Here is a 23,943-nt window from a genome sequence, read left to right on the forward strand (position 1 = left end):
TCATAAAGAAATGCCCTCTTCCCTTCAGCAATTAGAGCAAGCCGTTCAGGGTTTGTGGTTTATCAGTGAAAGCGAGTCTGCCCTGGAGCCCTTCAGCTTGCCAGCGGGTACATCCCTTGAAACAGAAGCTGATTTTCTGAAGGCCATAGGAGTTACGGGCCAGCCAGTGGAGCAAGTGACTTTACCTTATTTTTTCCGGAACATGGTGCGCCAGGATCAAGAGGACCCGGCACAGCAGGCCATTGCGCAACGGTTTATTGCGCTGCAACAATGGTTGGAAACGAACTTACAGGAGGTACGGGTGTATAGAGTAGGTCAAATACAGATACAGGCTTATGTGGTGGGTAAAACAACAGAGGGTGCTTGGCTGGGATTGAAAACAACGCTTATAGAAACGTGAGTTACTTTTTTTCTACCAGCAACTCCTGCACCAGCTTGTCCATGGACGTAGTCTTCAGGTAAGGGTCTAACTGCTCCTGCGAGGTGAACGTCCGGACCATGCCAATACTTCCGCAGTGCTCCAGCAGCCAGACCTCGGCGTAGAAGGTACCCATAAAATATAAGCTAATGTGGCACCACCCCTTCAGGCGGGCGTGTAAATATCTGCCGGTGTCCTGTACACATTTAATTTGTTCTGTCAAGGGCAGTTGGCTGAACTCCTTCACTTTCATTTCCATCTCTACGTTGGCCTTTATTGTTCTTTCTTACGCTCTAAAAGACTGCTTTAGTGCTTAAGGTACAGTTTTTTTATTTTTCTGCGCCGAAGAAAAGAGGAGAAACTTTCAGTCTTTTCCCTAAACCGGCAACGCTCTTTCTATTGATACGCTTCCTCACCATCTCCCTTTGATTCAACCCCACAGGCATCTTCTGCTCCCGTTCATGGGGTTATGCACAATTAAAGACCAATCAATCTACAAGCGCCTAAAAACAGCTCCATTTTACAACGAAGGCAATTACCAGATGGTTTGTCTCTATTTCTAATGTCTAATCTTCTTCTTTCTTTGGTACAATTTTAAGCTCATTTTCCCTAAAACAGCTTAGAAACAGCAAGAGTTTTTCCGTGCCTAATAGCACTCAACAGTGGAGAAAGCCAGATATAGCCGACTAAGTAATGTTAGCCTAGAGAAGCATGATTTACCATGGAAACCTGCGTATGTTCTTAGCAATGCCTCTTTTGGGGCTGTCGCCCCACTGAAGTTGCAAACTTCAGATCATGGTAGGTCCAAGTTATAAACTTGAACCATGAGAAGTGGGAAGATTAAGATTAAGAGGAAAAGGCTTTTGCTACTTTCCCTTATTCCAGTCTTTCCATCGAGCGCCTCGCTTTTGGCCCTAGAAAAGCTTTAACTAAGAGGAAAGGACAATTCAGGCCGAAAGGGCAGTGCGAGAGGGAAAGACGAGGCCTCGCGGCCGTGAGCGCACGAAGAGAAACTATGAAACAACCCAGCATAAGGGCCTCGCGTCAACCAGCCACCACGCCAGCAAAAACAAAATCCCCACAAACCGCACCGAAGCAGACGTAAAACAGCAGGATACTGGCGCTAATGAATGGCTAGAAGGATTTTACGGCTGACATTGAACTGCCGCTTCTTCACGCGCCGTGGCTAAGCCCAGTTTGGCAGCTCTGGCTAGCAGATCACAGCTTCCTTTCCGGTTTCCCTGGAACTGCCTGATCTTCGCCTGGATGTAGAACGCCTTTGCATTGGCGGAGTCCTGTAGTAAGGCCCGCTCGGTGTCTTGCCAGGCGTTCTTTAGTTTCTCCATCCGGAAGTAGGCAAAGGAGCGGTACAGGAAGGCTTCTGAGGTTCGCGCTGAGGGAATAGTGTCTGATTGGAGATACCGGCTTATGTCAGCTTCGGCCTGAGACCAGTTGTCTTCTGCCTGCAGGTGCACCAAGCCACGGTCCAAGAAAACGCCCGCCTGTGTGGTGTCTAAAGAAATGGCTTTGTTTAGATCTTTGAGTGCTTCCGGGTAGCGTTTGGTCCGGAGATAGCTTTTGCCACGGGCGGCGTACCAGGCAGCCGGCGGTTTATCGCTTTCTTTCAGTGCGGCCGTGTAATCTTCAATGGCGCCCGCGGGATTGTTCAAATGCGTGAGCCGAAGATCTGCGCGCCGGATGCGGGCTTCCTCCAGCTTGGGTTTATGCTCCAGGGCGGTGGAATAAGAGGCATCAGCGGCTTTCCAGAGTTGTTGGCTTTCGGCTTGCCGCGCTTGCTCCATGGCGCGGCCAGAGGCAATCCCGCTCCAGACAATGTCTATCACAAACACCAACAGTACTGTTGCCAGCACCACGCTTGCCACAATCAGGAGATCGCGCCGGGAGAAATGGGTGTGCTTTTGGGGCCGCTGCCGGTAATGCCGCTCCTGAAAGCCGGCTGGTTGGCGTGTTTGGTGGTAACGCGGGTTGGCATAAGCCTGTGCCTGCCGTTGCTGCTGCTCATACTGCCGCTGGAGGTCAAAGGTGGCGCGCCGCCTGGGGTCAGATAACACCTGATAGGCTTCGTTTATTTGCTTGAAGCGTTCCTCAGCATGCGGGTTGTTGGGGTTCTTGTCTGGATGCAGTTTTACGGCCAGCCGCTTGTACGCCGCCTTTATTTCAGCCGCCGAAGCACTGGAGGAAACTCCTAAGATATGGTAATAATTCTTACTCAAGGATTTAAAAAGGGCAAACCATCTGCAAAAATACGTGCTAGCGCACCTGCATGGGTACATTGACCCATCGTTTTTGCCTTATTTTCTGAAAATCAGCCTTAAAAAGGATTTCTAGACACTTCGCATTTAAGTTATCCCTCTGGCGTCCATTTGCGTATGAAATTTTTAGGGAGTTTATTTTAGGAATATTTTTCCTGCGATGTTCCGTATAGAACCTACGCACCATCAACGACAAAACACATGGCTACCGAAGACAAAAGCAAAACAGATAGCATCATTGCCAACCTCATGGGGTACATTGATACCCGCATTGACCTGGTCAAACTAGACCTGCAAACCAAACTGAAAAGCGTCTTCGTGAGCACCGTGCACGGAGTGTTGCTGGGTCTGGTCGCACTAATGGTGCTGTTGTTCCTGAACGTGTTCATTGCCATGCTGCTGAATGACCTGTTGGACAGCCGGTACTGGGGCTTCGGGATTGTCACGCTTTTTTACCTTATCTTGCTTGTCATTTTACTTGTAGGCCTGGACAAGAAGGTATTTCAGGGCATGGCAGACAAAGCTTTCCGGAACACTATCTACAAAACAGACGAATCTAACCAAACGATCTAACCTATACCTGTTGCCATGAGCGAACTAACCAATCCGCTTTTTGATGACCCGCGCGAGTTTCTGGAGCGTCAAAAAGAAGAATATAAAAATGCGCTACTCAGCGATGTCACCGATCTTAAAGACCAGTCTCAGCAAGTAGGCAAGAGCCTGCTGATTGCCGGCGGAGCCTTAGTGGGCATTTACCTGTTGAGCAGAGCTTTCAGCAAAAAGAAAGAGCCCAAGCAGCCTAAGAAGAAAAAAAGCAACCGTTTGGAGAACCCGGCCCGCTTCAAGGCTGCCGAGGATCGTGACTGGATTTCATCTATTCCTGATGTAGAAGACGATGAGCCGCTCTACAGCGCCATTGAACGTACGTACCCTGCCGTGTACCACCCAAGCACGGGCACTGTTGGCACCACCTACAGCCGCCCTAGGCACAAAAAGCAAAGTTCTTCCGGCAAAGGGTTCTTCCAATCAGATTTATTTAAGATATTGGAGCAGCAGTTAGCGGCTTTGGCCATAGTCTACTTGTCTAAACTGATTGAAGAACGCTTAAAGACTCCTGCTACTAACACCACCACCACGCAACCCATTCTAGTGGAAGAAATCACCACTGTAGAATACGAGTTACAGCCTGACGATACTATTACGGATGCCCAATCGCCGCAATCACCCTATATTCCCCACTCTTAATACCCAGGATACCGCCAACCGCCCTAAACGGCTGGCGGTGCTCTTAGATCCTGACCACCTCACCGTCGCCCGCTGCCAGGAGATCCTGACACTGAGCCATCGGCATGAGGTGGATTTCTTTTTTATGGGGGGCAGCCTGATCTCTAACCCAGAACAAGGCTCTTTTGTAAGCTACATCAAGCAGCACAGCTCTATTCCGGTGATCTTGTTCCCCAGCAGTGGCCTCTACATTGATGCCCAAGCAGACGGCATGCTGTTGCTTTCCCTTATCTCGGGCCGCAACCCAGACCTTTTGATCGGCCAGCACGTGGCAGCGGCTCCTTTGCTTAAAAGCAGCGGGCTTCCGTTGTACCCTACCGGCTACATGCTCATAGACTCTGGCCGCCAAACCACAGCGTCCTACATGAGTGGTACCACTCCTATTCCGCATGACAAGCCTTCTATTGCCGCCTGCACTGCGCTAGCTGGTCAGATGCTGGGCTTGCAATACATGTACCTGGACGGAGGCAGCGGCGCGATGTACCCGGTAAGCGCCGCCATGATCCAAGCGGTACGCCAAGCCGTATCTGTGCCTATCATTGTAGGCGGCGGCGTGAACACCACAGAGAAAGCCGAAGCAGCCTGGAAAGCCGGCGCCGACATTCTGGTGGTAGGTAATCACATTGAAAAGAGCCCTCAATTCATTTCTGAAGTAAGTGAGGTGAAGCAGCGGTTTAACGTAGTATTACCGCAGGAATAACGCACCTATTTGTATTATCAGTTAGCCTTTGTTGAGCCCACTTAGATAGGCCAGAGACTGCAGGCGCGTTATACTGTTGATAAACTTAGCTTGTTTGGATGGCAGCTGACGTCCGATGCGTGGCACTTGCCCTATCTTCTCTGCTCACTAGTTTTTCCTTTCACAATCTATAAACTGGGGTAAATCACACCTGTGCTCCCCTTCAGGAATCTCTGTTCCTCCTAAACTGGGAAGAAAGCCTTTCCGCCATGGGCATTCTAAAGCGAACTGTATAGAAATTTTCCATTCAATGCTATATATCAATTGTTTATAAACAAGAAAGCAATTGTATTTCTTTAAAAGCCCTGATTTTTGGCTCGTTTATTGAAAAGGATCAGGAAAACAGAAAGAAGCGGCCTTCACTCTTCCATGAAGGGTCAAATGGCTCACAAAGTACCGGGGTACTTTCCAGCAAGTCTACGTGACTTGCCGCTTCTACCTGATGTGTGTTATTTACTTCTTGAGCCATGAGATCAGAACTTGTGAATACTCCTAATGATATGCTTCTCTCTATTTCAGTAGATGAGGAGAACCACTGGATAGTGGCTACCTGGCAAGGCGACCCTACCCCAGAGGCTATCAGGAACGGCATGGAGGCATATCTGGAAACACTGGTAGAAGCGCACTATGACGCTGTCCTGATAGACACCCGCTCTATGGATGGGGTGCGGAGCTTCGCTACTTACTGGGCACTTGAAGAATGGGTGCCAAAAGCCGTTGAAGCAGGTTTACACTATTACGCAGTTGTGGTAAATCCTGAGACGTTTGCAGAAGCTGCTGCTGATGACTTTTACGCCAATATCAGCTCATTTGAGGCGGAGGTTTTCGCAGACTTAGCCACGGCCAGGGCCTGGCTACGCCGTTGTCGGCTTCAGCAGAAACAGGCAGATGGTTATCTGACCACTTAACACCTATTGCTACACAGCCAAAGGCTGCTTCCTTACGGTTTGCACCTTATATATGGGGGTAAGAGGATTCTCCCCTGTGCTCTGCCTTTCGAAAGCTTCAAGGATCTTTCACACGCTCAGCTTATACAACATTGCCAAGCTTTGATTTTGGCTTCATTTTCAGAAAACAGCTTTAAAACAGAAAGGCCCGCTTTTGGCGGGCCTTTCTATGCAAATGGAATCTCCAGTGCTTATACGTTCATGGATGACTCACGGCGGCGCATTTTACCAGCCGGAATCCCGAACATCATTTTGAAGCGACGGCAGAAGTAGGCAGTATCCTTGTAGCCCACATCTTTCCCGATTTCTCTGATGCTTTTCTTGGTAGTACGCAGCAAGAATACGGCACGCTCCATGCGCTGGTATTCAATGTAATCCTGCGGGTTAATACCAGTCAGCATTTTGAAATACTGGCCTACATAGTCTTCAGACACGTTGGCCACGTTGCTAAGAACTTTGTTAGACAAGTCACCGCCCAGGTTCTCTTTGATGTAGTTGAACAGGTCAATAAGGCGGGGGTCCTTAAAGTACGTGCTGTTGGTTGCCAACTGCTCCACAAACATCTTGTTCTTTAAGATGTAACGGATCAGTTCTACCACCATCTGCTCTGTGTACAGGCTAATGATGCGCTCCTTGCCAGGCAACTCCTGCATGCTTTCCTCTACAATCTTGATCACCAGCGTGGCCAGCTTGTTGCTGGTAATCACGAAGGCCGGCACCTCCAGGGAGGTGAAGAAGTTTACAGAGTCAAACACCTTGGCCTCAAAGCTAACGAAGCTGTGGCTATCGTCTGCTTCGCCAATCAGGTCAAGGTCATTATTGCTTTTAAAGAACTTATCTTTAGTGGTAATATAGTCGTCATTAGAAATCACCCGGCTCTCGGTATCACCATAATAGAGCTTAGTGCTACGTCCGCCCGGGATGAAGAGCAACTGCCCCTCTTCCGCTACTTGTTTATCGTCTCCGAAAGCGACAATGCCGTTGTGCACTAATATCAGGTTGTTTCCAACATCATAGTAGTTACGCACAGTGAGCGGCTGCTGTAACACCAGGTTTTTAGCCTTGATGTAGCGCACTTTCAGCGACTCAATTATTTTATTGTAATCTTCCATGTAAGGACACTAATTAAAGGGTTTTTACTTTTGTTGATTTTTCAAGTTGTCTGTCGGTTTAAAATTAGTACTTATCTTTTAAGTTATCAAACAAAAAAGGTTTATATTTATAAACAGCCAAACGCTATATACTCAAATATCAACTTTAAACGTTACTTAACCACTTTTCTATTTCAATATCTCCCTTGAGATTACTATTTTCTGAATTTCAGACGTACCCTCATAAATTTGCGTGATTTTGGCATCGCGCATTAATCGCTCTACGTGGTATTCTTTCACAAACCCGTACCCGCCATGTATTTGAACGGCCTCTACAGTAGTATCCATGGCTACTTTTGAAGCAAAAACCTTAGCCATAGCCCCAGTTTTGGAGTAGTCTCTGTTGTTGTCTTTGTCTGCGGCGGCCTGCAAGCAAAGCAGGCGGGCGGCATCAATGTTAGTAGCCATATCGGCTAACTTAAACTGGATGGCTTGGTGCTGCGAAATAGGCACACCAAACGCTTTGCGTTCCTTAGAATACTTCAACGCCAGTTCATAGGCCCCGGAAGCAATACCCAAAGCCTGGGAAGCAATCCCGATACGTCCGCCGTTCAGAGTGGACATGGCAAACCTAAACCCGAAGCCATCTTCGCCAATGCGGTTCTCCTTAGGCACTTTCACGTCGGTGAACATCAAAGAGTGGGTATCTGACCCTCTGATACCCAGTTTGTTTTCTTTGGCACCAATCTCAAACCCTGGCATTCCTTTCTCTACAATCAAAGCGTTGATTCCTTTGTGGCGCAGTTCAGGGTTGGTTTGGGCAATTACCAGGTACACAGAGGCAGTGCTACCGTTGGTAATCCAGTTTTTGGTTCCGTTAAGCAGGTAATGATCACCCATGTCTTCGGCGGTGGTGCGCTGCATAGTGGCATCTGACCCGGCTTCTGGCTCAGACAAACAGAAAGCGCCAATGATCTCACCCGAGGTTAACTGAGGAAGGTATTTTTGTTTCTGCTCCTCGTTTCCGTATTTCTCCAGCCCCCAGCACACCAGGGAGTTGTTCACTGACATTACCACAGAGGCAGAGGCATCTACTTTAGAGATTTCTTCCATGGCCAGCACGTAAGAAATGGTGTCCATTCCGCCGCCGCCGTATTTTGGATCCACCATCATGCCCATGAACCCTAGCTCTCCCATCTTCTTTATCTGCTCGGCTGGAAATTTCTGAAGCTCGTCTCTTTCAATCACCCCTGGCAACAGTTCAGTCTGTGCAAAATCCCGGGCAGCCTCCTGCACGGCTAATTGTTCTTCGGTTAGTTTAAAGTCCATATAGTATATAACTTATGAGTAGAAGGGATGTTCTGTTATTCACAAAACAAAATTAATTAAATTTTAGTATGCTAGCAGCACATCTAGCCTCAAGCATTACCAAAGCTAACACTTGTTAGCCATATTTTTAAATGTTCTTTTTAAAAACTATTGATCAGTTGATTTTAGGCATAAAAAAAGAGGACGATCTCCTCGTCCTCTTCCCATTTGTTTGAGAGCCTTATGCTTAGTCTCTTCTGCCCAGAAGCATAGAACCGTAATAAAGCAAGGTTGCCAAAGAACCAAGCGCTGCCACCACGTAGGTCATAGCCGCCCATTTCAAAGCATCTTTGGCCATGCCGTGCTCCTGCATGGTCACTACCCCTCTGGTGTCCATCCAGGCAAGGGCGCGTTTACTTGCGTCAAACTCTACCGGCAAAGTGATAAAACTGAAGATGGTAGTCAACGCGAACAAGAGCACTCCCACTGCCAATGGAATAGGGGTGCTTTGAATCATTAGAACCCCAATCAACAGAATCCACTGCATGTACTTGCTAGCCACAGTCAACGCCGGCACCATGGCAGAACGGAACTTCAGGAACGCGTATGCTTTGGCATGCTGCACGGCGTGCCCGCACTCATGGGCCGCCACTGCCGCGGCGGCGGCACTGCGGCTGTCATACACGGCCTCACTTAGGTTTACTGTTTTATCTGCCGGGTTGTAGTGGTCCGTTAAACGGCCGGGAGTAGAAATTACCCGTACATCGGTGATGCCGTTATCTGCCAGCATCATTTCCGCCACCTCACGTCCGCTCAACCCAGACCGAAGCCCAAGTTTGGAATATTTGTCAAACTTGCTTTTCAATGTCCAGCTGACCAACGCCGAGGCCAGCATCATTGCAATCATGATTATCCAGATCCCACCCATTTTCTTTCTCGTTTTAAAGTTAACACTGCTGATCTCTCAGGATTTTAGCCACCACCTGTGAAGTAGAATACCCTTTCACCAACGGAATTGTTTTCACTACACCTCCCTTGGCTAAGACAACGTCATGCCCTACAATGTTCTCAATGGCATAATCATCACCTTTCACCAGAATGTCTGGCTCAACCGCAGTAATCAACTCCAGCGGGGTTTCCTGATCAAACAGTACTACGGCATCTATAAACCAAAAGGATGCCATTACCCTTATACGTGACATTTCGTCTTGCAATGGCCTGGACGGACCTTTTAACCTACTGACAGATTGATCAGTATTCACTCCTACCACCAACTTATCGCCTAAAAGTCTGGCCCGTTCCAGGTAGTCCACGTGGCCAACATGTACTATGTCAAAGCACCCGTTGGTAAACACGATTTTATGATTTTGAACCTGCCATTCTTTAACGGTTGATAACAGCTGTGGAAGCGACAAAATTTTCTCTTGCGAAGGAAGCATAAGGCAAATACGTATGAGATAGGGAGATCAAATATAGAGCCAAGCCCTTTACAGTAAACGCCAAGATTAGCGTTCGGTTTAAGGCTGATTTTGAGAAAAGAGGCTTGAAAGAGGCTAGGCTACCTGTTTCTTGGGTTCAAGCTTGGCTTTGGCTAGACTGGCTACCAAACTGACCACACCCATCACTACTACCAACAAAGCGCCGGTAGTGTGGGTAATAAGCGCGTACGCCATTCCTTTGTCCAAAGGCACAGCATACAGAAGAAGGGCCGTTCTAACCAGGATGTGGTACACGCCAATACCTCCCTGCACCGGCGCCGACATGCCAATGCCTCCCACCACAAGGATAGCCATACCGGCTCGCCAGGTAAGGCCCTCAGTGCCCGGTAAGGCGAAGAAAGCCAAATAACTCCCCAAATAGTAGGTTAGCCAGATGAACAGGGTATGCAGGATGAAAGCACCTTTCTGCTCCATACGGCCAATACTGAAGATTCCCTGCCAAATCCCCAGCACAAAATCGCTTACTTTTTTGAAGAGGGGATTGCGCTGCAGTTTAGCTATGTTCTTGTACGTATACCAAACCACCAACCCGGTGCCTACCAAGGCCACAGTTCCTAAAAGATACAGCGTCTGCAGGTTCTGCTGCATCCCGTTGAACCTCTCAGAGAAAATCTCCAGGAAAAAAGTATTGAGCCGGTCAAACTCCAGCAGCAGGGTTAGCCCCATGCAGAGAAGCAGCATGACCAAATCAATGACCCGCTCTGTGATCACGGTTCCTAAAGAGACGTTCACGGGTACTTCTGAGGTACGTCTTAACAAGGTACACCTGATTACCTCTCCGGCTCGCGGAAGCACTACGTTGGCCAAATACCCTACCATAAGGGCATGGTAGGTGTGAATGGTTCTGGGCTTATACCCCAAGGGCACAAACTGCATGCGCCAGCGTATGGCCCTACTCACATATCCGGCCACTGAAAGAAGCAATGTAATTACCACCCACGTGTAGTTAGCCTGCGCCAATTCTGCCTTTACCGCTGTGAAATTGATACTGCGCAAAGCATAGGCCATCAAGAAAACCGAGACAGCTAGAAGAAGCAGGTACTTGATAACGTTGATGGTTTTCTTCATGCCGGAGCCGGAACTACACTAGCCGGTTGTGCTGATCTGGGAAAATAACGGTAGGCTCATGGGAACGGGCTTCGGCGAAATTGATCAGGGCGTAGGAGATGATGATGATGATATCCCCTACTTGCACCTTGCGGGCGGCCGGGCCATTGAGGCAGATCATGCCGGTGCCCCGCTCGCCTTTGATGATATAGGTCTCAAAGCGTTCGCCATTGTTCACGTTCACAATGGTCACCTTCTCATGGGGAACCATGTTGGCAGCATCCAATAGATCTTCGTCTATGGTAATGCTACCCACATAATGCAACTCGGCCTGCGTTACCTTAGCCCGATGTATTTTGGATTTAAGAACTTCAATCTGCATCAAAACAATCTAAAAACGTGCAAAGTTAGAGATTATTTATGAGACGAATATGATACTCCCGTCTCCCCATCTGAAAGAGGAGTCCTACAGCAGGAGATTGTCAATGAGCCTGACGTCCCCTAGAAAGGCGGCCAGGCAAATAGCCACCGGCATATTCCCTGATACCTCCTCTAAAGGCTGCAGCGTTTGGGCGTGCACTACCTCCAGGTATTCAACCCTGATTTGGGGAAAACGATGCAAAAACGCCTCTGCTTCCTTTTTAGCTTGGGCCACAGGCATGGTTTGTAGTTTCTCGCGCAGCAATTCCAATGCTTGATAGAGCCGAGGCGCTACCTCCCGCTGCTCTGGTGCCAGACGCCGGTTCCTGGAGGACATCGCCAACCCATCTTCTTCCCTAATGATAGGGTAACAGATCAGTTCCAGATCAAAACTCAGATCCAGCACCAATTGCTGAATAATGGCAAACTGCTGTAAGTCTTTTTGCCCGAAGAACGCCTGGTGTGGTTTTACCAGGTGAAAAAGTTTGCTCACCACCGTGGCTACGCCGTTGAAGTGCCCCGGCCGGTGCGCGCCTTCCATCACTTGCTCTAACTCTCCAAAGTCAAAGGAAAGCCGGGCTTTCTGTTTGTACATTTCTTCTGCAAGCGGTGAAAACAGAATATCACACCCTTCCTGAGCCAGCATCTGAGCATCCTTCTCCAGCAACCGCGGATACAGGCGGTAATCATCTGGGTTATTGAACTGCGCCGGGTTTACAAATACGCTACAGACGGTGATATCATTCTGATTTTTAGCCGCCCTCAGCAAGGAAAGATGCCCTTCATGCAAGGCACCCATAGTAGGCACAAAACCAATACGTTGGCCCTGCTGGCGAAGCAACTCTGTGTGTTGCCGGATATCAGATAAAGAAGAAAGATGCAACATGGAGGGCTGCGTATTTAATATGGTATTGACAAAAGACGCCAAAGGTATGATTTTATTCAAATAAATTGAGAATCAGCCGATAATTGCTTAATTTTGCATTTCGCAATTACTATTGCCTGTTTTATTTTAATCACTCCAACCTATGTCCAAATTGAGAATCTTATACGCGGCCACTGAGATTGATCCATTTCTGCAAACCACAAAAGTAGCGGAATTCCTGAGGATGTTGCCACAAGCGATGCAAGAGCGTGGGATGGAAGTAAGAATTTTTGTGCCGCGGTTTGGTTTGATTAACGAACGTAAGAACCGTTTGCACGAGGTTGTCCGGCTTTCTGGCATAAACATTGCCGTTGGCGAAGAAGAGAAACCATTGATTATCAAGGTGGCTTCTATTCCTAATGCTAAACTCCAGGTATATTTTATTGACAACGAAGACTATTTCCACCGGAAGTCCGTTTTGGTGGACAAAGACAATAAGTTTTACTCAGACAATGACGAGCGCGCCATCTTTTTCTGTAAAGGGGTATTAGAGACCGTGAAAAAACTGGGTTGGGCGCCAGACATCGTTCATTGCAATGACTGGATGACCAGCTTGATCCCGCTGTATCTGAAGAGCACGTACAAGAACGATCCTATCTTCAAAACCGCGAAATCTGTTTTCTCTGTGTACAACAGTGAATTTACTCATAAATTTGAGGGTGACTTGTTGGAAAAAGCCAAGATGCTGGACATTGAAGACGAGATGCTATCAAACCTGAGAGCAGGAGACTTTGGGGCCTTCATTAAAATGGGAATGCAATATGCTGACCTGGTGATTAAGTCTAACGAAGACTTCAGTGATAACTTGAACGCGATGTTCCAGGAGTATAACAATACCAAGCAGATCAACACCATCAGCTCAGACGAAAACACCCTTGATTCTTACTATAACTTGTATAATGAACTTGCGAATTAGTAAAGCTGCTGCTGTACTCTTTATTTTCTCTTTCTTTTTTTCTGCTTGTGATGATCCTACAGCTATTGGCTTAGAGCTGCAGGAGCCAGGTACTCAAATTGGCACTTCTTATACAGACACCGCTACTATAAAAGCGTCTACCGTTTTACTAAAAGACTCTATTGTTGGCTTAGGGGCAACCCGTGTACAGGTAGGTAGAATCACTGACGGTACTTTTGGAACCGTGACTGCCAGAACATTTGGTGAGTTCGCTCCCATGACATTGCCGGCACACCCAGATTCTATTGATGCTACCAGGGGTGCTGACTCTTTAATCATCAACCTGGATTATAACTATGCTTTTGGAGACAGAAGCAAAAACATAAAGTTGAATGTGCATCGCCTCACTGAAGCCTTCAGAGATGATGACACGTATTTCACGTCCAGAAGACTAACGTATAATGAGACGCCAGTAGGCTCGGTGACTTTCCTTCCGCAACCTGACGCCACATACAAAAGCCCAACCGATACAAGTCAGAGCTTGCCGGTCCTAATCAGAATCAAGATTACGGGCAACTTTGCCAATGACGTTCTTCAAGCTTTGGCCCAAAATTCTGCTTCTCAGCCGTTCATCAACACCATCAGAGGATTAGTGATTGAGCCTGCTCCCGGAACAGAAGGTCAAGGCACTATGATTGGGTTTTTGCCAACCTCTACCAGCACGACTCTGGCACTTCACTATAAGTCAAAGAAGAACCTGGCCAAAGTAACTACCTTTATGTTTACAGATAGGTATTTTAACCAGATTGAGGCAAATAGGAATGGAACAGGTTTGGCTACTTTGCAAAATAATGGAGCCACCTTGTCCTCAGAAGCTGCTGGTAACCGCACCTATTTACAGGCCGGAACAGGTCTCGTTACCAAAATTGACCTGCCACACATTTCTTACTTTAGAGAAAAAGACCCTATAGAGGCTGCCAGAACAGGAAAGAAACAGGACCAGAACCTGGCTGTTAACAAAGCAGAGTTGATTATTCCTTTAATAAACGGGGCAGACTCCTTGTCACTACCTCCTGTAATCACAGTTGTAGAGGCGACTCGTTCTAACAGGATAGCCATGCAACAGGGCGTACCAAGTGCGTTGGTGGCTGAGGGCAGCAACGTTCCGGCTACCCTTCAATACCGGGGTAAAAATGGCGGGTATGTATATGTAGTAAACATCACCAGCTACATACAAAACCTACTCTACAACAGACGGGAAAATAACGGGCTAATACTCCTGCCGTCTAACGTCACCAGCACCGTCTCCACGCCTACCAACATGGCACAAACGATAAACCGTGCCATCATTGAGGCAAATCAGAGTCCTAACGCTGAGCGCAAAATCAGACTAAGACTCTTTTATTCAACAGCTCAATAATATTTTTATACCCCTAGCTTAACAGGAATTACAGTAGTATGTGCGGAATTGTAGCGTATGTGGGGCAGAGAGAAGCCTGCCCAATTATTTTAAAAGGATTAAAGCGTTTGGAATACCGGGGTTATGATAGCGCCGGCGTAGCTTTATTAAACGATGGGGACCTTAAGGTTTTTAAAAAGAAAGGCAAAGTAGCCGATTTAGAAACCCATATTGGTACCCAAGATACCAGCAGCCACATTGGCATAGGCCACACTCGTTGGGCTACTCACGGTGAACCAAACGATGCGAATGCTCATCCGCACTACTCATCTTCCAAGAAGATTGCCATCATCCACAATGGCATCATTGAGAACTACGCTTCTCTCAAAAAACACTTACTTAACAAAGGCTACGAATTCCACAGCGATACTGACTCTGAGGTTTTTGTAAACCTGATTGAGGATGTGCAAAAGAACAGTAACGTGTCTTTGGCAGAAGCTGTCCGTTTGGCCTTACATGAAGTAGTAGGAGCTTACGCCATTGTCGTGATCTCCCATGACTCCCCTACTCAGTTAGTGGCGGCCCGTAAAGGTAGCCCTCTGGTAATTGGCGTAGGCAAAGGCGAGTACTTCCTAGCCTCTGACGCATCTCCTATCATTGAGTACACCAATGAAGTGGTGTACGTGAATGACTTTGAGGTTGCTGTTATCAAAGATGGTGTGTTAGACATCCGCACCAAAGAAGACGTGGTGCAGACACCTTACATTCAGAAATTGGAGTTAGAGTTGGAAGCCATTGAAAAAGGCGGCTACCCACATTTCATGCTGAAAGAAATTTTTGAGCAGCCCCGTTCTATCATGGACAGCATGCGTGGTCGTTTAGTGGCTGAGAATACGCAGCTGACTATGTCCAGCATCAGAGAATATGCTACTCGTTTCAAGAACGCTGACCGCATCCTTATTGTGGCTTGCGGAACATCCTGGCACGCTGGACTGGTAGCCGAGTACATGATTGAAGAGTTTGCCCGTATCCCGGTTGAGGTAGAATATGCCTCTGAGTTCCGTTACCGGAACCCGATTATTCGTGAGGGAGACATTGTGATCGCTATTTCTCAATCTGGAGAAACTGCCGATACCTTGGCAGCACTGGAATTAGCTAAGGCTAAAGGGGCGATGATCTTTGGGGTATGTAATGTGGTAGGTTCTTCTATCGCGCGTGCCACTGACGCTGGAGCTTATACACACGCCGGTCCAGAAATTGGAGTAGCTAGTACTAAAGCCTTCACTGCTCAGGTAACGGTTCTTTCGCTCATCGCGATGATGATTGCAGAGATGCGTGGCACTATGGAATTGACAGCTTTACGTACCCTGATGTTGGAGATGGAGAAAATTCCGGCTAAGGTGGAACAAGCACTTCAGTTAGATAAAGAAATACAAGCTATCTCTGAGATTTTCAAAGACGCGTCTAACTTCATTTACTTAGGTCGTGGGTTTAACTTCCCGGTAGCTTTAGAAGGTGCTTTAAAGTTGAAAGAGATTTCTTACATCCACGCAGAAGGCTATCCAGCGGCAGAAATGAAGCATGGACCAATTGCGTTGATTGATGAGAACATGCCGGTGGTGGTAATTGCCACCAAAGACAGCTCTTATGAGAAGATCGTTTCAAACGTTCAGGAAGTAAGAGCCCGTAAAGGTAGAGTGATCGCTATTGTTACCGAAGGCGACACGGTGATTCCTCAAATGGCTGAGTTCGTGATTGAAGTACCTAGTACCCACGAAGCCTTGATGCCGTTGCTTTCTGTTATTCCTTTGCAGTTGCTGAGCTACCACATTGCCGTATTGCGCGGCTGTAACGTAGACCAACCACGTAACTTGGCTAAGTCTGTAACAGTTGAATAAACTACTTAGTGTATAAAACAAAAAAGGAAGCCGAATGGCTTCCCTTTTTGTTTTATACACCTTTTAAAGAAACTCCTTTAAATAAGCTGAAAATCCTTATCTTCTTTCCCATAAAATATGAAACATATCCAAAGAAGCCGTTTATAGTTTGAAACTGGTAAGAAGCGTTAAAATATATCCAAGCATTAAACCATTGTTCTGATTTCCAATCTATAGAAAAAATTATTGCTCACAATAAGTGGGAATTTTAGCAGCAGATGTACCAGGTTCCTTCTAATGAACAAAGAAGTTAATCAGCCTCAATCCTAATACCTACAGTATGAGAAGCGCACTCAGATACTCCGGCTTAACATTCTTTTTCATACTGTCTTTTCTTTTGCTGTCTTCATTTGGCGGCACAGGAAGGTCTAAAGAGAAACCAACAAAATTTCCTTACAGGAAGGCTGGTCTAACTGAACGACAGGCTGCTGCTCATTTACTTAGCCGCTTTACCTTCGGTGCTAAGCCAGACCAAGTGGAGGAAGTCGTAAAAATGGGGTTAGAAAAATGGGTGCAGCGTCAGTTACAGGCCGATTTTCCAAATTCAGCCTTGGAACAGAGGCTAGCGAAGTATGAAACCCTTAGAATGTCAAATGCACAAATAGTCCAGACCTTTCCTAAACAGGGGCAAGTCTTAAAAATGGCTATCAGAGAAGGCCTCATTGATAAAGATGCGGTGAGAAAAGACGCGGCAGATAAAATCAGCAAGCAGGAATACCAAGCCAAGCTGGAGAGCTATATGCAGCAAAAAGGGTTTAAACCACAACGCATTCTCTATCAAGAAATGGTCAACCAGAAAATACTAAGGGCTACCTACTCAGAAAATCAACTACAGGAGATTCTCACCAGCTTCTGGTTTAACCATTTTAACGTTTCACTTACCAATAAGAACTGTGACCTGTATCTCACCTCCTATGAGCGGGATGTGATTAGGCCAAATGCTTTGGGTAAGTTTGAAACGCTTCTGCTGGCAACTGCAAAATCGCCAGCCATGCTCACGTATCTAGACAACTTCAAGAGCACCTCCTCCAACGCAGACCTTACCCCCGCACAGAAACAAAGGCAGGAGCGTCAAATTCAGCTATTAGAAAGAAGGCAGGAACAAGACAATACCATGCAGCAAATGCAGGTGGCAGAGAAGGTGAGAAGAGCAAAAAAGGCCCAGGGACTAAATGAAAACTACGCCCGGGAAATCATGGAGCTCCATACCTTGGGGGTTGATGGCGGTTATACACAGCAAGATGTCACACAGGCTGCCCATATTATGACCGGATGGACTATCAATCCAGCCATAGACGGTTATCGCCTAGACAATGCCCCGGCAGCTATTAACAACCCAAAACGGACGGAAGCCCTCCAGAAACAAGGCTTTGTGCAGGAAGGTGATTTCCTGTTTGCAGCTAACCGCCATGACAAAGGTAGAAAAGAAGTGCTGGGCACTACTTTCCCGCCGCAGGGCGGATACGAAGAGGGACTCCAGTTAATCAAATTGCTGGCACATCATCCATCTACAGCCAAGTTTATCTCTACTAAATTAGCTACACGCTTTGTCAGCGACACACCTCCGCGAAGCCTCATTGACAAGATGGCCAAGACCTTTACGGAGAAAGACGGTGACATCCGGGAAGTCTTGATGACCATGGTCGCCGCACCTGAGTTCTGGAGCAAAGAAGCCCTACGGGAGAAAACTAAATCTCCGTTTGAGTTGGCCATCAGTTCTGTCCGCAGCCTTAATGCCGAGGTACATGAGCCTAGACATTTAGCCACCTGGATTACCAAAATGGGCGAGAAAATATATTCCTACCAGGCACCTACCGGCTTCCCGGACAAAGGCACCTACTGGATCAACACAGGTTCCCTGCTCAACCGCATGAACTTCGGGTTAGCTCTGGCCTCGCAGAAGATCAAAGGCATCTCCTTTGATTTGGTGGCTTTGAACCAGAACCGTGAACCAGAAAGTGCCGAAGCGGCTTTGATCACTTACAGTCAATTTCTAATGCCCGAACGCAACCTGGAAGCAACCATCAAAAGATTAACGCCCTCGCTCAATGACCCTGAGTTTGGGTTTAAAGTAAATGCTGCCGCTCACAAGAACCAAGCTGTAGCGCAGAAAGAACCACAGGAGCAGGAAGAGCAAATGATGCTAGATCAGCCGAAGAAAAGGGATGCTGAAAAGAACACCTCCGTTGCCAATACTACCTTCCATCAGAAAGGAGGCAATTCCCCCATGCTGGCCCAGATAGTAGGCATCATTATTGGTTCCCCGGAATTTCAGCGTAGATAAGGTTAATAAACAGGCACAAAGGACTTGTCATGACGACCAGAAGAGGATTTCTAAAATCAGGAGCTTTGGCGCTTTTCGCAGCAAGTCTGGGTGGCGTACCCAACTTTTTAGCGCAGGCCACTAATAGCCGGAAACTGATGCTGCCGTACAAGAAAAATAAAATCCTAGTCTGCATCTTCCAGCGGGGCGCCATGGATGGCTTGATGGCAGTGACACCGTTCACCGATGCCCATCTGCAACTGGCACGCCCCAGCTTGTTTATGACCGCCGCCCAAAGTTCTTCCAACCCCTTGCTGGACTTAGACGGTCGGTTTGGCCTGCACCCTGCTATGAAGTCCTTTGAGCCCTTGTTCCGGGAGAAGCGTTTGGCCATTGTGCATGGCATGGGTTCGCCTAATCCTACCCGCTCCCACTTTGATGCCCAAGACTTCATGGAAACCGGCACTCCGTTTGATAAAGGTACCGCCAGCGGATGGCTGAACCGGGCGGTTGGTTTGATGGGCCATGAAGCCGCCACTCCGTTTCAGGCGGTAAGCCTCACCTCTTCGCTGCCCCGCTCATTTTATGGTGACCACTCGGCCATTGCCATCAGTAACCTTCAGGACTTTGGCGTGCAGATGCGCGGAAACCAGAAAGCCGCCATGGCCGCCTCTAAGAACTTTGAAGATTTGTATGATCAAACCTCTTCCTCGCTGCTGAATAAAACCGGCAAGGAAAGCTTTGAGGCTGTGAAGATGCTGAGTAAGGTAGGTTCCAGAAATTACCTTCCGGCCAACAATGCCGTGTACCCCAACTCTCCGTTAGGCAACTCACTTAAGCAGATTGCCCAGATGATCAAACTAGACGTGGGCTTGGAAGTAGCGTTCGCCGAATCTGGCGGATGGGACACGCACTACAACCAGGGCACAGCCAATGGTACCTTCGCCCGCAACGTGAATGATTTGAGCCAAAGCATCACCGCCTTCTGGACTGATTTAGATGCGTACCAGGATGACGTGAATGTCATGACCATGACCGAGTTCGGCCGAACCGTGCACCAAAACGGCAGCAACGGCACTGACCACGGCCGCGGCTCCTGCATGTTCATCTTGGGCAATGAGGTGAACGGTGGGCTGGTGCACGGCCACGTTCCTCCTCTGGCCAAAGAAAATCTGGAAGACGGCCGTGACCTACCCGTCACCACCGATTTCAGGAGCATTTTCAGCGAAGTAGCCGGAAAACATTTAAACATCCAGAATGAAAAGGTGCTGTTCCCGAACTGGAATGGGCAGAAAATAGGTGTGATACGCTAAGACTGATTATAGAGCTAACCGCATCAACTCACTAAAACATAAAAACAGTTTTACGGCTGTACTTTCTGTTTTAAACATGTTTTTGGGAAAACAGCCTAAAAGATACTTTACTAAAACTCCTTCCTTTCGCTGGCGCGAGCGTCCCGCTCGTGTCCACACGCTGGTCAAATGTATGTAGTTTGTATGCCGATAAAAGGATGTGTCAGGACACGAATTCCGCCTTGACCTGTCCCTCAACAGACCGAAGTAAAGCTGCTCCGAGACAGTTTGTCCTGTGAGGGGACAGGCCAAAGAAAGAGAGGGTGAACCAGAAATGCGTTGTAGCAAACGTTATCTTCGTTCACAAGCTCCTTTCAGGATGACAAATGAGGGGAAGGGTTCAGGAATGCGTTCGGACACGAGCGGGACGCTCGCGCCAGCGATAGGAATCCCGTTTTAAGGCTGTTTTCTTAAAAGTGGCTGGAAGCTTCCTATTTCTTGACGTTCACCAATTGATAGAGCGATGCCAGGAAGACGAAAGCCTTGTCTATGGAACGTTGAGAATCTTCGCGAAGCGTAGCCACTTCCAGGACTTCGCGGTTGATTATAGGCTCGCCTATGAAGCCTGCTAAGTGAAAGTTGAGCGGGACGTACGCCGAGGCAAACTCCGTCATATTTACATTATTGGCGTTGAAGAACACGGTCAGTTTTTCACGTTTGCCTTGTTGATTGTATTGCGCTAGCCGTTCTGGTTGTTCATGCAAGAGTAGATCAATCACCAAATCTGCCTGCGGAAGCCATGCTTTCAGTTCTGCCGGGTCTTGCAAGTGAAGGTAGGCTCTGTTATAAAATTTCAAGCTAACCTCCGCTTCCTGCTCTTCGGTTGCCAAAACCAATGTGTTCATATTTCTGTACCTTTAACCTTGTAAAGATACTGATTAACCTCTTTGTTTATGGCAACCAACATTATAGAAAGCAAATCTGCTCCGGCACCAATTGGGCCGTACAGCCAAGCCGTTATGGCAGGCAACACCTTGTATGTATCCGGTCAAATCGCGCTGGATCAGGCCACCGGCCAATTGGTGCAGGGCGACATCCAGACCGAAACGCACCAGGTCATGAAAAACCTGCAGTATATTTTGCAGGAAGCCGGCATGGACTTCAGCAACGTAGTGAAGTGCAGCATCTTCGTAAAAGACTTAGGCAACTTCGGGGCCATCAATGAAACTTACGGAAGCTACTTCACCAGCAATCCGCCAGCCCGAGAGACCGTGGAGGTAAGCCGCTTACCTAAGGACGTGAATGTGGAGATCTCCTGCATTGCGGTGAAATTCTAATGAGTGAGTGAGAGATGGAGTGATTGAAAGAGTAAAAGGAAAAAAACAGTTTTAAGTCCGGATTGCTAAAAACTGCCTCAAAATACATCTGACCTACTCTTCCTTTTCCAATCTCTCACTCCTTCACTCTCTCTTCAACGTCACAGTCTTCGCCCCTGGCTTTGGCTTCGTTGGGACCGGGTTCATCGTTGAGCGGGGCATGCCCTATTTCCTCTTCTTTGTTGATCACGCGTACCGCATACGTGGAAGGGTAAATGTCGGCTCCGTAGCGTCGGGCATACACCAAGGTGAATTGCGCGCCCAGGAAGATAATCTGCGACGTATAGAACACCCAGGTAAGCACCACAATGACTGAACCCGCGGCACCGTATATTCCGGCAAAATCACTGTTCCCCAGGTAAATCCCAATCAAGGACTTACCCAGCGAGAAAAGCAAGGAGGTAACCAGCGCCCCTACCCAGACATCCCGCCATTTTATCTTCGCATCGGGTAGGAACTTATAAATCAGGGCAAACAGGAACATGACTACCCCAGTGGAGACTACAAAATTGGTGATTTGCGTTAACTGAAGCAGCGACGGATCTACGCGGTCGGCCAGAAAGGAGGTAATGGCCACCAAAACGGTGTGCACTAACAAACTCACCAGCAGCAAAAAAACAATGGCCATGATCATGGCAAAGGAAAGCAGCCGGTCCCAGAGCAGTTTCAGGTATTCATTTCTGGGTTTCGGCTTTACCCCCCAAATCTGGTTCAGAGACTCCTGCAAAGAAACAAATACCCCCGTAGCGCCCACCAAGAAGGTAAACACCCCCACTACGGTGGCAAAGGTGAAGTCTGAGGACTGGTTAATGTTTTCTACCATGTCCTGAATATCTGACGCGCCTTTGCCCCCCACCAACTCCCGCAGCTGCTCGTAGACGCGTCCGCGCACGGCTTCGCGCCCGAATACGGCTCCGGCGGTGTTGATCATGATGATGAGAATAGGCGGAAGCGCAAAAATGGTGTAATACGCCAGAGCGGCCCCTTTCTGAAAGGAATTATTATCCAGAAAGTCCAGCCAGACCTCTATGATTATCCCCCAAGCATCTTTTAGCTTCTTTTTGAGCATGTAGTTGGTTTTCTTCCTCATACGTACTAGAAGCAGTAGGTTTACAAACTTCTTGACCTACAAGTGGTTTCAAAAGCAGAAAACCTTAACCAAAGAAGAGAACTGGCTATAAATTAGTAGATAACAGAGGCGCAAGGTTTTAAGGATAAAAGCTTTACGGAAGACGTGAAATACCGTACTTTTGCACCTCGATTGACATACCTATACAACATGGAAAGAGAAGTACGAGTACGCTTTGCCCCTAGCCCCACCGGGCCGCTGCACATTGGCGGGGTTCGCACAGCGCTGTATAATTATCTGTTCGCTAAGAAAATGGGTGGCAAAATGTTGCTGCGCATTGAAGATACTGACCAAACCCGCTTTGTGCCCGGCGCCGAGCAATACATTTTTGACTCTCTGGAGTGGTGCGGCATTAAGCTGGACGAAAGCCCGGTGCACGGCGGTCCGCACGCGCCTTACCGCCAGTCGGAACGCAAGCCCATGTACATGGATTATGCCCTGCAACTAGTAAACGCCGGCCATGCCTATTACGCTTTTGACACTGCCGAGGAATTGGAAGAGATGCGTGAGCGCCTCAAAGCCGCCAAGGTAGCCACCCCGCAGTATAACGCCATCACCCGCGCCACCATGAAGAACTCCCTCACCCTGCCAGAGGATGAGGTGAAGCGCCGGTTAGAGAGCGGTGACCCGTACGTGATCCGATTGAAAGTGCCGCGTAAAGAAGAAGTTCGTTTGAAAGACATGATCAGAGGTTGGGTAATGGTGCACTCCTCGGCCATTGACGACAAAGTCTTGATGAAGTCTGACGGTATGCCCACCTACCACCTGGCCAACATTGTGGATGACCATTTAATGGAAATCACCCACGTGATCAGAGGCGAGGAGTGGTTGCCAAGTGCGCCGCTGCACGTGCTATTGTACCGTTACTTCGGTTGGGAAGACACCATGCCGGAGTTCGCGCACTTACCATTACTGTTGAAACCAGACGGAAACGGTAAACTGAGCAAGCGTGATGGCGACAAGTTAGGCTTCCCGGTATTCCCGCTAAACTGGGTAGATCCGGTGAGCGGAGAGAAATCAAGCGGTTACCGTGAGGCTGGTTACATGCCCGACGGTTTCGTGAACTTCCTGGCTTTCTTGGGTTGGAACCCGGGTACGCAACAGGAGATCTTTTCAATGGAAGAACTGATTGAGGCCTTCAGCATTGAGCGAATTGGTAAGTCTGGTACCCGTTTCGATATTCAGAAAGCCCGTTGGTACAATGAGCAGTACCTGCGCGCCAAACCAGACGCTGAACTGGCGCAGTACCTGCTAAGGGCGTTGCCTGATGGCATTACCTGTTCTGAAGAGCGTGCCGAGAAGATCGTGGGCTTAATGAAAGAGCGCGTGACGTTTCCGCAAGATTTCTGGAAAGAAGCCGCTTATTTCTTTGTAGCCCCTACGCAGTACAATGAGCAGGTAGCCGCCAAGAAATGGTCAGCCGCTGCGGCTGGTGCTTTTGAGCAATTCAGAAATGAACTGGCTTCTCTGCCAGAGTTCAACGCTGATTCTGTGAAAGCTTTGTTGCTGCAGATTCTGGAGCGCAATGGCCTGAAAATTGGCCAAGTAATGCAGGCCCTGAGAATCGCTTTAACCGGTGTGGAAGCAGGTCCTGATCTGATGGCAATCATCGAGATCATCGGAAGAGAAGAAACTGAAAACCGTATTGACGCTGCTTTAACCAAGCTGGCCCAGTACGCTGCTTAAGGTTATCTTCTGCTG

24 protein-coding genes are annotated in these 23,943 nt (G+C 48.1%); 12 read left to right on the top strand and 12 right to left on the bottom strand.

Going from position 1 to position 23,943, the window contains the following annotated elements:
• Positions 1-10 precede the first annotated feature (10 nt).
• Complete coding sequence (locus tag DC20_RS08130) at positions 11-400, top strand: nuclease A inhibitor family protein (protein ID WP_062543372.1); 390 nt, start codon at positions 11-13, stop codon at positions 398-400.
• Between the two features lies 1 nt (position 401).
• Here DC20_RS08130 and DC20_RS08135 read toward each other — a convergent pair whose 3' ends face one another.
• Both DC20_RS08135 and DC20_RS23660 read right to left on the bottom strand, forming a co-directional pair.
• A complete protein-coding gene (locus DC20_RS08135; RefSeq protein WP_062543373.1) occupies positions 402-677 on the bottom strand; it encodes a hypothetical protein in 276 nt (91 codons plus the stop codon).
• Positions 678-1,563: 886 nt separating this feature from the next.
• Positions 1,564-2,652, bottom strand: coding sequence for a J domain-containing protein (locus DC20_RS23660; RefSeq protein WP_062543374.1), 1,089 nt, complete (start codon positions 2,650-2,652; stop codon positions 1,564-1,566).
• A 240-nt stretch (positions 2,653-2,892) separates the two neighbouring features.
• Here DC20_RS23660 and DC20_RS08145 point away from each other — a divergent pair, with 240 nt between their 5' ends.
• The 3 genes from DC20_RS08145 to DC20_RS08155 are packed head-to-tail and all read left to right on the top strand — an operon-like array spanning position 2,893 to position 4,675.
• Positions 2,893-3,264, top strand: coding sequence for a phage holin family protein (locus DC20_RS08145; RefSeq protein WP_062543375.1), 372 nt, complete (start codon positions 2,893-2,895; stop codon positions 3,262-3,264).
• A 15-nt stretch (positions 3,265-3,279) separates the two neighbouring features.
• Complete coding sequence (locus tag DC20_RS08150; protein WP_062543376.1) at positions 3,280-3,936, top strand: hypothetical protein; 657 nt, start codon at positions 3,280-3,282, stop codon at positions 3,934-3,936.
• The gene (locus DC20_RS08155; protein ID WP_083470273.1) at positions 3,896-4,675 is read left to right on the top strand and encodes a geranylgeranylglyceryl/heptaprenylglyceryl phosphate synthase; all 780 of its coding nucleotides are present in this window, start codon (positions 3,896-3,898) and stop codon (positions 4,673-4,675) included. Before DC20_RS08150 ends, DC20_RS08155 begins: the two co-directional genes overlap by 41 nt.
• A gap of 373 nt (positions 4,676-5,048) precedes the next feature.
• Here the strand turns inward: DC20_RS08155 and DC20_RS23570 are convergent, their stop codons facing one another.
• Positions 5,049-5,183: a hypothetical protein gene (locus tag DC20_RS23570; protein WP_262506346.1), complete on the bottom strand. Its 135-nt coding sequence runs from the start codon at positions 5,181-5,183 to the stop codon at positions 5,049-5,051.
• Here DC20_RS23570 and DC20_RS08160 point away from each other — a divergent pair.
• Positions 5,182-5,622: an STAS/SEC14 domain-containing protein gene (locus tag DC20_RS08160; protein WP_071885408.1), complete on the top strand. Its 441-nt coding sequence runs from the start codon at positions 5,182-5,184 to the stop codon at positions 5,620-5,622. The genes DC20_RS23570 and DC20_RS08160 overlap by 2 nt on opposite strands.
• 230 nt (positions 5,623-5,852) lie before the next feature.
• Here DC20_RS08160 and DC20_RS08165 read toward each other — a convergent pair whose 3' ends face one another.
• From DC20_RS08165 to panC, 7 genes are all read right to left on the bottom strand, one after another.
• Complete coding sequence (locus tag DC20_RS08165) at positions 5,853-6,773, bottom strand: helix-turn-helix domain-containing protein (RefSeq protein ID WP_062543378.1); 921 nt, start codon at positions 6,771-6,773, stop codon at positions 5,853-5,855.
• Positions 6,774-6,941: 168 nt separating this feature from the next.
• The gene (locus DC20_RS08170; RefSeq protein WP_062543379.1) at positions 6,942-8,081 is read right to left on the bottom strand and encodes an acyl-CoA dehydrogenase; all 1,140 of its coding nucleotides are present in this window, start codon (positions 8,079-8,081) and stop codon (positions 6,942-6,944) included.
• Between the two features lie 226 nt (positions 8,082-8,307).
• Complete coding sequence (locus tag DC20_RS08175; RefSeq protein WP_245652321.1) at positions 8,308-8,988, bottom strand: zinc metallopeptidase; 681 nt, start codon at positions 8,986-8,988, stop codon at positions 8,308-8,310.
• Between the two features lie 19 nt (positions 8,989-9,007).
• A complete protein-coding gene (gene rfaE2, locus DC20_RS08180) occupies positions 9,008-9,499 on the bottom strand; it encodes a D-glycero-beta-D-manno-heptose 1-phosphate adenylyltransferase (RefSeq protein WP_062543380.1) in 492 nt (163 codons plus the stop codon).
• A gap of 114 nt (positions 9,500-9,613) precedes the next feature.
• Entirely contained in the window at positions 9,614-10,627 is a 1,014-nt protein-coding gene (locus DC20_RS08185; RefSeq protein WP_062543381.1) for a lysylphosphatidylglycerol synthase transmembrane domain-containing protein, read from the bottom strand.
• 13 nt (positions 10,628-10,640) lie between these two features.
• Complete coding sequence (panD, locus tag DC20_RS08190; RefSeq protein WP_062543382.1) at positions 10,641-10,988, bottom strand: aspartate 1-decarboxylase; 348 nt, start codon at positions 10,986-10,988, stop codon at positions 10,641-10,643.
• 84 nt (positions 10,989-11,072) lie between these two features.
• The gene (panC, locus tag DC20_RS08195) at positions 11,073-11,912 is read right to left on the bottom strand and encodes a pantoate--beta-alanine ligase (RefSeq protein WP_062545871.1); all 840 of its coding nucleotides are present in this window, start codon (positions 11,910-11,912) and stop codon (positions 11,073-11,075) included.
• A gap of 142 nt (positions 11,913-12,054) precedes the next feature.
• On the opposite strand from panC, the gene DC20_RS08200 reads away from it, so the two are divergent.
• The 5 genes from DC20_RS08200 (at position 12,055) to DC20_RS08220 (ending at position 19,758) form a co-directional block, all read left to right on the top strand.
• Positions 12,055-12,867 carry a glycogen/starch synthase gene (locus DC20_RS08200; protein ID WP_062543383.1) on the top strand — a complete coding sequence of 271 codons (813 nt, stop codon included), beginning with the start codon at positions 12,055-12,057 and terminating at the stop codon, positions 12,865-12,867.
• Positions 12,851-14,266 carry a DUF4270 family protein gene (locus DC20_RS08205; RefSeq protein ID WP_062543384.1) on the top strand — a complete coding sequence of 472 codons (1,416 nt, stop codon included), beginning with the start codon at positions 12,851-12,853 and terminating at the stop codon, positions 14,264-14,266. Before DC20_RS08200 ends, DC20_RS08205 begins: the two co-directional genes overlap by 17 nt.
• A gap of 38 nt (positions 14,267-14,304) precedes the next feature.
• A complete protein-coding gene (gene glmS / locus DC20_RS08210; RefSeq protein ID WP_062543385.1) occupies positions 14,305-16,143 on the top strand; it encodes a glutamine--fructose-6-phosphate transaminase (isomerizing) in 1,839 nt (612 codons plus the stop codon).
• A 514-nt stretch (positions 16,144-16,657) separates the two neighbouring features.
• On the top strand, positions 16,658-18,466 hold the full coding sequence (locus tag DC20_RS08215) for a DUF1800 domain-containing protein (RefSeq protein WP_245652322.1): 1,809 nt from the start codon (positions 16,658-16,660) through the stop codon (positions 18,464-18,466).
• A 29-nt stretch (positions 18,467-18,495) separates the two neighbouring features.
• Positions 18,496-19,758, top strand: coding sequence for a DUF1501 domain-containing protein (locus DC20_RS08220; protein WP_062543387.1), 1,263 nt, complete (start codon positions 18,496-18,498; stop codon positions 19,756-19,758).
• A 470-nt stretch (positions 19,759-20,228) separates the two neighbouring features.
• On the opposite strand, the gene DC20_RS08225 is transcribed toward DC20_RS08220, so the two are convergent.
• Positions 20,229-20,642 (bottom strand): hypothetical protein, encoded by a 414-nt coding sequence (locus DC20_RS08225; protein WP_062543388.1) that lies wholly within the window; start codon positions 20,640-20,642, stop codon positions 20,229-20,231.
• A gap of 48 nt (positions 20,643-20,690) precedes the next feature.
• On the opposite strand from DC20_RS08225, the gene DC20_RS08230 reads away from it, so the two are divergent.
• Complete coding sequence (locus DC20_RS08230) at positions 20,691-21,074, top strand: RidA family protein (RefSeq protein ID WP_062543389.1); 384 nt, start codon at positions 20,691-20,693, stop codon at positions 21,072-21,074.
• Positions 21,075-21,189: 115 nt separating this feature from the next.
• Here the strand turns inward: DC20_RS08230 and DC20_RS08235 are convergent, their stop codons facing one another.
• Entirely contained in the window at positions 21,190-22,203 is a 1,014-nt protein-coding gene (locus tag DC20_RS08235; RefSeq protein ID WP_071885409.1) for a YihY/virulence factor BrkB family protein, read from the bottom strand.
• A 189-nt stretch (positions 22,204-22,392) separates the two neighbouring features.
• Here DC20_RS08235 and gltX point away from each other — a divergent pair, with 189 nt between their 5' ends.
• Positions 22,393-23,928 carry a glutamate--tRNA ligase gene (gene gltX / locus DC20_RS08240; RefSeq protein WP_062543390.1) on the top strand — a complete coding sequence of 512 codons (1,536 nt, stop codon included), beginning with the start codon at positions 22,393-22,395 and terminating at the stop codon, positions 23,926-23,928.
• Positions 23,929-23,943: the final 15 nt, after the last annotated feature.

The sequence above is a fragment of the Rufibacter tibetensis genome (assembly GCF_001310085.1).
GTDB lineage: Bacteria > Bacteroidota > Bacteroidia > Cytophagales > Hymenobacteraceae > Nibribacter > Nibribacter tibetensis.